Source organism: Edaphobacter sp. (genome assembly GCF_035532915.1).
Lineage (GTDB): Bacteria > Acidobacteriota > Terriglobia > Terriglobales > Acidobacteriaceae > Edaphobacter.
In genome coordinates, this window is the sequence record NZ_DATKQC010000001.1 from 1 (window position 1) to 2,401 (window position 2,401).

Annotated in this window: 3 protein-coding genes; all 3 read left to right on the top strand. The window is 58.3% G+C overall.

The window, feature by feature from the left end; translation table 11 throughout:
• Window positions 1-199: iron-containing redox enzyme family protein (locus tag VMU57_RS00005; RefSeq protein WP_325379487.1), on the top strand; the 199-nt coding region annotated here is incomplete at its 5' end.
• Window positions 200-302: 103 nt separating this feature from the next.
• A complete protein-coding gene (locus tag VMU57_RS00010) occupies window positions 303-1,940 on the top strand; it encodes a DNA methyltransferase (RefSeq protein ID WP_325379489.1) in 1,638 nt (545 codons plus the stop codon).
• Between the two features lie 179 nt (window positions 1,941-2,119).
• Window positions 2,120-2,401 (top strand): cupin domain-containing protein (locus tag VMU57_RS00015; protein ID WP_325379491.1); only part of this gene is annotated, 282 nt, incomplete at its 3' end.

The window sequence follows — 2,401 nt, forward strand, 5'->3', positions numbered from 1 at the left end:
AACCTGCCGCTACTTCAACGTGCATGAGACAGCCGATGTGTATCACGCGGAAGTCTGGAAGCAGGCGATCACGAAGGAACTGGAGCGCGATCCCGCGTCGGCGGACAAGGCCCTCGATGCAGCGGAGACCGCAGCCAAGGCACTGTGGGACGCACTCGATGGTGTCGAGCGCTTGCGCATGCAGCGCATGGCAAATTGAGTTCTTCTTGGATTCCAAACAGGCGCCCACGTCCATGAGAGATGTGGGCGTTTCTGTTTGAGGTTTCGTCCGCCTATCGTGCTAATCTCACTGTGAAACTCCGATGGCGGACAAAAACCAGCTCTATTACGGCGACAACCTGGATGTGCTGCGGCGCTATGTGCGCGACGAGTCGGTCGATCTGGTGTATCTGGACCCGCCGTTCAACTCCCGGCAGGACTACAACGTGCTGTTCGCGGAGAAAGACGGCAGCCGGTCGAGTTCGCAGATTCACGCGTTCGAGGACACGTGGGAGTGGAACCTCGACAGCCAGCGCGCGTATGAGGGGATTGTCGAAACGGGTGGCCGCGTGGCGGACGCGATGCGCGCCTTTCATACCTTCCTCGGCAACTCCGACATGATGGCGTATCTGGCGATGATGGCCCCGCGTCTGGTCGAGTTGCGGCGGGTGCTGAAGGCGACAGGCTCGATCTATCTGCACTGTGATCCGACGGCGAGCCATTATTTGAAGATTCTGATGGATGCGGTGTTTGGGCCGCAATTCTTTCGGAACGAAATTACCTGGCGACGGACAACCGCACACAACGACCCCAACCAGTATGGAAGAAATACCGACACGATACTGTTCTTTGCCAAGGGAACTACCTGGACCTGGAATCCTCTTTATGTTCCGTACACGGATGAATATCTTGCTCGATTCAGTGCCGAAGACCCGGACGGCCGAAAGTGGTACGACGATAACCTTACCGGAGCAGGCGCAGGCCCTGCACGCAATTTCGGTGAGAGGGGCGATCTGTCTCCTGCACCCGGTCGACATTGGATGTATGACCAAGAAGGTATTGATCGCCTGATTGCTGAAAATCGGATTTACTGGACGCGGACCGGACGACCGAGGGTGAAACTCTATCTCGATGAGATGGAGGGGCTCGCTATTCAACAATTGTGGACGGACATTCCCGCCATCAATTCGCAAGCGCAAGAGCGTCTCGGCTATCCGACGCAAAAGCCGGAAGCGTTGCTGGAACGCATCCTGAAAGCCAGCAGCAATGAGGGCGATGTTGTGCTCGATCCTTTTTGCGGATGCGGCACGACGATCCAGGTGGCGCAGCGGCTGAACCGGCGCTGGATTGGCATCGACATCACTCACCTTGCGATTGGTCTCATCAAGAAGCGGCTCTCCGACGCCTTCGGCGAAGAGATTCGGAAGAGCTATGACGTGATCGGCGAACCGAAGGACGTTACCGGCGCTGCGGCGCTGGCCGAGCAGGACAAGTATCAGTTTCAGTGGTGGGCGTTGGGGCTGGTGGGTGCGCGACCGGCGGAGCAGAAGAAGGGCGCAGACCGCGGCATCGACGGGCGGCTACCGTTTAAAGATGACAATAGTGGAAGGTTCAAGGACATTCTTTTTTCCGTGAAGGCGGGCAGTGTGACGGTGTCGCAGATTCGCGACTTGCGCGGGACGCTGGAACGCGAGAAGGCCGAGATCGGTGTCTTTCTATGCTTTGAAGCACCGACGCGTCCGATGATGAAAGAGGCCGCCGAGGCTGGTTTTTATACCTCGCCAGACGGAACGAAGTATCCCCGGATGCAGATTTTGACAGTGGAGCAATTGCTGCATGGCCAACAGGTGGAGTATCCGCGCTACGCCAGGAACGAAAGCTTCAAGCAGGCTCCACGCAGCCGTGGCGCTGTCGCCGAGAACATGAGTTTGCCGCTGGAGTTGCCATCGGGTCAGGAGTAGTTTCCTCCCACCCTTCGCGATGAAGCCGCGAAGGATGGGGCACCCCGAGATCGTCGATTGGCCGAGGATAGGACGATCCCGCATCTCAAAGGCGAGATGTGGGCACCCAGGTTTTTCTGCTGCGAGCATCCGTTGTGAGATAGGATAGTTGTCGATTCTTCGAACGGGGGGCTTGGCACATGACGCAGCAGACTATCGACACCCGTATCAATCCTTCAGATGAGACGATTCGGCTGGGGCCGCTGGTAGTGCGCTTTTTGCTCACCGGAGAGCAATCGAACGGTAGCGTTGCCATCTTTGAGCTGACGGTTCCGGCGGCACAGCGGCTGCGTGTTCCCGCGCATAGCCACGATCACTATGAAGAGACGATCTACGGGCTCGACGGAGTGGTGACGTGGACGGTCGACGGCAAGCCAATCGACGTGGGGCCTGGGCAGGCGCTCTGCATACCGCGCGGCGCG

What these genes read in the sequence shown, in the direction of transcription:
- VMU57_RS00010 (WP_325379489.1), top strand. Translation starts at nt 303, where the DNA reads ATGGCGGACAAAAACCAGCTCTATTACGGCGACAACCTGGATGTGCTG.